Annotated in this window: 6 protein-coding genes; 2 read left to right on the top strand and 4 right to left on the bottom strand. The window is 73.0% G+C overall.

Annotation, left to right across the window (positions count from 1 at the left end; genetic code table 11):
• Nucleotides 1-128: 128 nt before the first annotated feature.
• The 4 genes from F8279_RS17730 to F8279_RS17710 all read right to left on the bottom strand — a co-directional run bounded on the left by F8279_RS17730 (nucleotide 129) and on the right by F8279_RS17710 (nucleotide 4072).
• Nucleotides 129-1361 carry a low temperature requirement protein A gene (locus F8279_RS17730; RefSeq protein WP_151500525.1) on the bottom strand — a complete coding sequence of 411 codons (1233 nt, stop codon included), beginning with the start codon at nucleotides 1359-1361 and terminating at the stop codon, nucleotides 129-131.
• 72 nt (nucleotides 1362-1433) lie between these two features.
• Nucleotides 1434-2018 (bottom strand): HhH-GPD-type base excision DNA repair protein, encoded by a 585-nt coding sequence (locus tag F8279_RS17725; protein WP_151500524.1) that lies wholly within the window; start codon nucleotides 2016-2018, stop codon nucleotides 1434-1436.
• Nucleotides 2019-2100: 82 nt separating this feature from the next.
• Nucleotides 2101-2568 (bottom strand): hypothetical protein, encoded by a 468-nt coding sequence (locus F8279_RS17720; protein WP_151500523.1) that lies wholly within the window; start codon nucleotides 2566-2568, stop codon nucleotides 2101-2103.
• Nucleotides 2569-2851: 283 nt separating this feature from the next.
• The gene (locus tag F8279_RS17710; protein ID WP_091419936.1) at nucleotides 2852-4072 is read right to left on the bottom strand and encodes a S8 family peptidase; all 1221 of its coding nucleotides are present in this window, start codon (nucleotides 4070-4072) and stop codon (nucleotides 2852-2854) included.
• A gap of 181 nt (nucleotides 4073-4253) precedes the next feature.
• Between F8279_RS17710 and F8279_RS17705 the strand changes: the two genes are divergently transcribed.
• A complete protein-coding gene (locus F8279_RS17705) occupies nucleotides 4254-5747 on the top strand; it encodes a methyltransferase (RefSeq protein ID WP_175438705.1) in 1494 nt (497 codons plus the stop codon).
• A complete protein-coding gene (gene dtd, locus F8279_RS17700; RefSeq protein ID WP_013474500.1) occupies nucleotides 5747-6169 on the top strand; it encodes a D-aminoacyl-tRNA deacylase in 423 nt (140 codons plus the stop codon). Before F8279_RS17705 ends, dtd begins: the two co-directional genes overlap by 1 nt.
• The last annotated feature ends 6 nt before the right edge of the window (nucleotides 6170-6175 follow it).

Raw genomic sequence — 6175 nt, 5'->3', positions numbered from 1 at the left:
CAAACAAGGCCTCACCAACAAAGAGATCATCCGCTGCCTCAAGCGCTACATCATCCGCGAGGTCCACACCGCCCTCCTCGCCGACTACACCGCCCTCAACACCCCTTGACATCCATAGGAGCATCCGCTCACGCCTCCGGGCCGGCCTCGCCGAGCGTCTCCCGCCCGATCGGCGAGGCGGAGGGCTCCGGCGGCCGGTGCCAGGCCCGGCGGGCGTCGGCGAACGCGACGAGCGCCAGCACGAGGGCCACCGCGCCGAGCGCGAACATCGCCGGCACGGCCGCCAGCACGGGCAGGAGCAGCACCAGGACCAGCAGCCCGGCCAGCCGGGGGCGGGACACCCGGCCGAAGATCTCGTACTCGAACCGGGACCGGGCGGCCAGGAACAGCGCCGGGCCACCCACCACGAAGACCAGCCAGCTCGGCCGGGCCGTGTCGTACGGGTGGGCGATGACCAGCTCGTAGCCGACAGCGGCGCTGAGCACGCCGAGCACCATGAACAGATGGGTCTGCGCCGCCGACTCGGCCAGCCGCCCCGGCGTGCCGGCCATCCGCAGCGCCTCCGCCAGCAGGTGACCGGCCCGGTAGAAGTAGATGCGCCAGAGCAACGCCGTGATCACGAACGAGATGGCGAACGCCACCGCCGCGTCGCCGGAGAACTCCTTCCCGCTGTAGGTCACGCCGATCACCAGGATCGACTCGCCGAGCGCGATGAGGAAGATCTGCTGGTAGCGCTCGGCGAGGTGCTCCCCGGCGACGAGCCACTGCCGGATGGGCGACGCCCCGATCCACGGCAGCGGCCAGCCCAGCAAGGTGCCGAGGTGGTCCACCGCCAGCGCGACGACCCACAGCGCCAGGCGGGGACCGGGCAGCAGCGCGCCGGCGATCCACAGCGGGGCGCTGGCCGCCGCCCAGGCGGCCAGCCGCACCGGGACCAGACGCCGCGGGTGGCCGCGCAACGCCGCCGCGATCAGCAGCGGCCGGCCGACCATCACCACCACGTACGCGAGCGCGAACGGCAGCGCCCGCTCCTCCAGGGCGCGGGGCAGCGTCACGCCCAGCACCAGGCTGCCGAACATGGTGCCGACCACGACGACCTGGATGACGGCGCGCTCCGGCTCGTACCGGCTGGTGACCCAGGTGGTGATCGTCCAGACCTGCCAGAGCACCAGGAACAGCAGCAGGGTCTTGCCCACGTCGGCGGCCACCGCGCCGGCGGAGCCGTCGATGCCGTTGATCAGGCGCTGCGAGACCCGGGTCAGCGCGAACACGAAGACCAGGTCGAAGAAGAGCTCCAGGAAGGTGGCCCGCCCGGGACTGGACGCGGTACGCAGCAGCGCCCCGCCCCGCTGCTCGGTCATCGTCCGCCCCCGTCCCCCGTCCTGGCAACAAACGACAGCGGCGGCGGGCCGGTTGCGGCGGCGCGCGGCGGATCAGCCCTTCGCGGCCTTCGCCTCCGCCTTCATCCGCTGCTTGAACTCGCGTACCCGGCGCAGCGACTCCGGATCGGTCACGTCCGCGACCGACCGGTGGGCGTCCGCGTCGCCGTAGTCACCGGCCGCCTCGCGCCAGCCGTCCGGGGTGATCCCGAACCGCTTGCCGAGCAGCGCGACGAAGATCTGCGCCTTCTGCCGGCCGAACCCGGGCAGCTCGCCCACCCGGCGCAGCAGGTCCCGGCCGTCGGTCACGTCGGACCAGAGCCGGGCCGGGTCGCCGTCGTAACGCTCGACGAGCGCCCGGCACACCTCCTGCACGCGGGCCGCCATCGCCTTGGGGAAGCGGTGCAGCGCGGGCGGCCGGGCGAAGATCTCCACGAGCGCCTCCGGGTCGTACCCGGCCAGCTCCGCGGCGTCCGGCTCGTGGCCGAGCCGCTGCGCCAGCACGTGCGGGGAGGAGAACGCTTTCTCCATCGGCACCTGCTGGTCCAGCACCATGCCGAGGAGCAGGGCCAGCGGGCTGCGCGTCAGCAATTCGTTCGCCTGCGGGTCGATGGGCAGTGACAGCGTCATGGGGACCATCCTGCCGTCGATCGGGCGGCTCCGGGCACATCCCTGCCGACGGCGCGTGGGGTCTTGTCAGCAGGAGCGGGACGAGAGTGGGCTAGTAGTGCGCGAGGATCTGCGCGACCGGGTGACCCAGAAGGTCGGCCGCGCGGGCCAGTTCGTCGGTGTCGAGTTCGTATCTCGCCCTGGTCGCGTTCAAGGCGCTCACCTCGAAGCGAGCGAAGCCGATCGGCTCCTCGTAATGCAAGGTGTTCAGCTCCACCACGGCACCGCAGCAGGGCACTGCCACGTCCAGGTGGTCGAAACTCGTGCCGTTGTCGCGGACCAGGTCGCCGAGCCAATCCACGCTGATGGTTCCGGCACAGCGCGGGCACGTGATCCGCTCCGTGTACATGCCGGCGTCTATCAAGGTGACTCTGTCGTAGAAGGTGTGTTTCACCTCGTCGACCGCGTCACCGGGCCCGGAGAACAGGCTCGCCACGTAGGCGACGACGGCGGCTGCGGCTCGGGGGTCCGGCTGCCAGTTCGGATCCGTGGGCACCAGCCGGATGTAGTGATCGCTCACCGGGCTGGCGAGGTGCCCGTTGAGCCGGGGTCAGGCGTTTCCATGGTCAACGCCCCTGCCGGCCCAGCACGCCGAGGAGCAGGGCCAGCGGGCTGCGCGCCAGAAGTTCGTCGGCCTGCGGGTCGATGGGCGGGGAGAGCGTCATGGTGGACCATCCTGCCGCGCCGCCCGCCGCCCGCCGCCCGTCGCGGGCGCCGACTCCCCGACGACGTGCCGCGGCCCGGCGAACCTCTGCGAGGTCCACCGGGCCGCGGCCCACGGTGTGGTCAGGTCACCCGTGTCGTCAGTTGACGACGAAGAGCAGCCGGTTCGGCGAGCCCGAGCCCGGGCTGGTCACCTTGCCGGTGGTGGCGTTGCTGGTCAGGTAGCTGGCCACCTGAGCCGGGGTGTAGGAGGTGTTCGCGGACAGCACGAGCGCCGCCGCGCCGGCCACGTGCGGGGACGCCATCGAGGTGCCGCTGATCGAGTTGGTGGCGGTGTCGCTGGTCCGCCACGCCGAGGTGATCGACGAGCCCGGGGCGAAGATGTCCACGCAGGAGCCGTAGTTCGAGTAGGAGGCACGGGCGTCGGTGCTGGTGGTGGCACCCACAGTGATCGCCGAGGCGACCCGGGCCGGCGACGAGTTGCACGCGTTGGCGCTGGAGTTGCCGGCCGCGAGCGCGTACGTGATGCCGGAGTTGATCGAGTTGGCCACCGCGTTGTCCAGCGTGGTGCTGGCGCCGCCGCCGAGGCTCATGTTCGCCACGGCCGGCTTCACCGCGTTCGAGGTGACCCAGTTGACGCCGCTGATCACGCCGGCGGTGGTGCCGCTGCCGGAGCAGTTGAGCACCTTGACGGCCACCAGGCGCACGCTCTTGGCCACGCCGTACTTGGTGCCGCCGACGGTGCCGGCGACGTGCGTGCCGTGGCCGTTGCAGTCGGTGTTGTTGGTGTCGACCGTGTTGGTGCCCCAGGTGGCCCGGCCGCCGAAGTCGCTGTGCGTGGTGCGGATGCCCGTGTCGATGATGTAGGCGCGCACGTTGCTGGCGGTGTTCGGGTAGGTGTAGGTGCTGTTCAGCGGCAGGTTGCGCTGGTCGATCCGGTCGAGGCCCCAGGTGGCGCCGGTCTGGGTGCCCTGGGTGGTCATGACGCGGTCCTGCTCGACGTACTTGACGGCCGGGTCGGCGGCGAGCCGGCGGGCCTGGGCGGGCGTCATCTTCGCGCTGTAGCCGGTGAGAGCGGAGCTCCACACCGTGCCGACGTTGCCGCCGTAGCGCTTGGCCAGGCCGGCGGCCCGGTCCGGCACGGCGGTACGGGCGGCGAGGGTGTTCGCGGTGCCGACCGCGTCGCCCTTGAGCACGACCACGTAGCTGCCGCTGACGGCGTCGGCGGCGCCGGCGTACCGGATCTCCCCGGTGGGCGCGGCGAGAGCGGGCGTGGAGGCGGCGGCGGCGAAGGCCGCGGCGGCGGCCGTGACGGCGAGCGCACGCAGCGCGCGCCGCCGGGGAAGGGACACGTCGGGCATCGTCTGGCTCCCTACCGGGCGGCCCGGTTTGTGGCCGGATCGCCCCATCGACGGATGTTGGCAGGAATGCTAGCCAGAGATCGATAAACATGAAAGAGATAGCCGCCGATAGATGCGGTCGACATTATGGATTCGGCGGGTGCCGCGCCACGCCGGACGGCGCCCGGGGCAGGATGAGCACGTGGACCGTCACGACATGCTGCTCTCCCCCGCCGGGGTCGACGCGCTGCGCACCGCGCTGACGCTCGCCCGCTTCACCGCCAACGGGATCGCCGACCGCCTGGGCCCGCAGGCCACCGGCGCGGTGGCCCGCAACGACTACCGGGCCGCGCTGCGCGCCACCGAGGACCGGGACCGGCTGGCCACGCTGATCCGGGTGTTCATCTGCGACCAGACCGAGCCGGAGGCGGCGGTGGCCGCCGCGCTGGCCCCGCTCGCAGTGGACGAGGCGCTGGCCGGGGGCATCGTGGAGCGGCACGGCGACGGCCTGCGTGCCGGGGTCGACCTGGAGCCGTACGGCGACGAGTGGTGGGTGCTCGCCGACGTGCCGGCCAGCGCCCGGCCCGGGCGACCGCTGCACGCCGAGCACGTGCTGGGCATCGGCGGCGCCACCCAGACGCTGATCTCGGCCACCGTACGCCCGACCGTGGACACCGCGCTCGACCTCGGCACCGGCTCCGGTGTCCAGGCGCTGCACCTGGGCACCCACGCCCGCCGGGTCACCGCCACCGACGTCTCCGAGCGGGCGCTGCGGTTCGCCGCCACCACCGCCGCGCTCAACGGGCAGGACTGGGAGCTGCTGCGCGGCGACATGGTCGCACCGGTGGCCGGGCGCCGCTTCGACCTCGTGGTCAGCAACCCGCCGTTCGTGGTCGGCCCGGGCACCACCACGCACGTCTACCGCGACTCCGGCCGGGTCGGCGACGCGATCGGCGCGGAGCTGGCCGCCGCCGCGCCGGGCCTGCTCACCGAGGGCGGCACCATGCAGTACCTGGCGAACTGGGTGCACGTCACCGGCGAGGACTGGGCCGAGCGGGTCACCGGCTGGTTCGCCGGCACCGGCCTGGACGCCTGGGTGATCCAGCGCGAGGTGGCCGACCCGATGGCGTACGTGAACCTCTGGCTCACCGACGTCGGCGAGAGCGCCGACCCGCAGCGGATGGCGGCCTGGCTGGACTGGTTCGACGCGCACAAGGTCGAGGCGATCGGCTTCGGCATCGTCTCGCTGCGCCGCTCCGGCCAGGACCAGCCGGTGGTCCGGGTGGAGGACCTGCGCCAGCGGGTCGAGCCGCCGCTGGGCGACCGGATCGGCGAGTGGTTCGCCCGGCAGGACTGGCTGCGCGCCCGGGACACCGAGGGCCTGCTCGCCGCCCGCTACCGCGCCGCCGACGGGCTCCAGCTGCGGCAGGAGGCCACCATGGGCGACGACGGCTGGGCCGTCGACCGGCAGGTCCTGGCCATGCTACGCGGGCTGCGCTGGTCGGAGGAGATCGACCCGCTGGTGCTCGCCCTGGTCGGCGGCGCCGACGGCCGGCTGGCGCTGCGCGACCAGCTCGCCCTGCTGGCCGCCGCGCACGACGTGGCACCGGACGAGCTGGCCGAGGCGGCCGAGGCGGCCGGGCCGATCGTGGCGCACCTGGTCGAGCGCGGCATCGTCGAGCCGGTGACCGACTGATGCGGGCGGTGGTGCAGACCGTCGGCCGGGCCCGGGTGACAGTCGACGACGAGGTGACCGGTGAGATCGCCGACGGGCTGCTGGTGCTGCTCGGCGTCACCCACACCGACACCCCGCAGGTGGCCGCCACCATGGCCCGCAAGCTGCACGAGCTGCGGATCCTCGACGACGAGCGCAGCGCCGCCGACGTCGGGGCGCCGCTGCTCGTGGTCAGCCAGTTCACGCTCTACGGCGACGCCCGCAAGGGCCGGCGGCCGAGCTGGACCGCCGCCGCGCCGGCCGAGGTGGCCGAGCCCCTGGTGGACGCCGTGGTCGAACAGCTGCGCGCCCGGGGCGCGAAGGTGGAGACCGGCCGTTTCCGCGCCCACATGCTGGTGGAGAGCGTCAACGTCGGTCCCCGGACCCTCGTGCTGGACCTCTGAGGAGGA

The organism is Micromonospora sp. AMSO1212t, assembly GCF_008868145.1.
Lineage (GTDB): Bacteria > Actinomycetota > Actinomycetes > Mycobacteriales > Micromonosporaceae > Micromonospora > Micromonospora tulbaghiae.
This window is presented reverse-complemented; position numbering and strand designations above follow the sequence as displayed.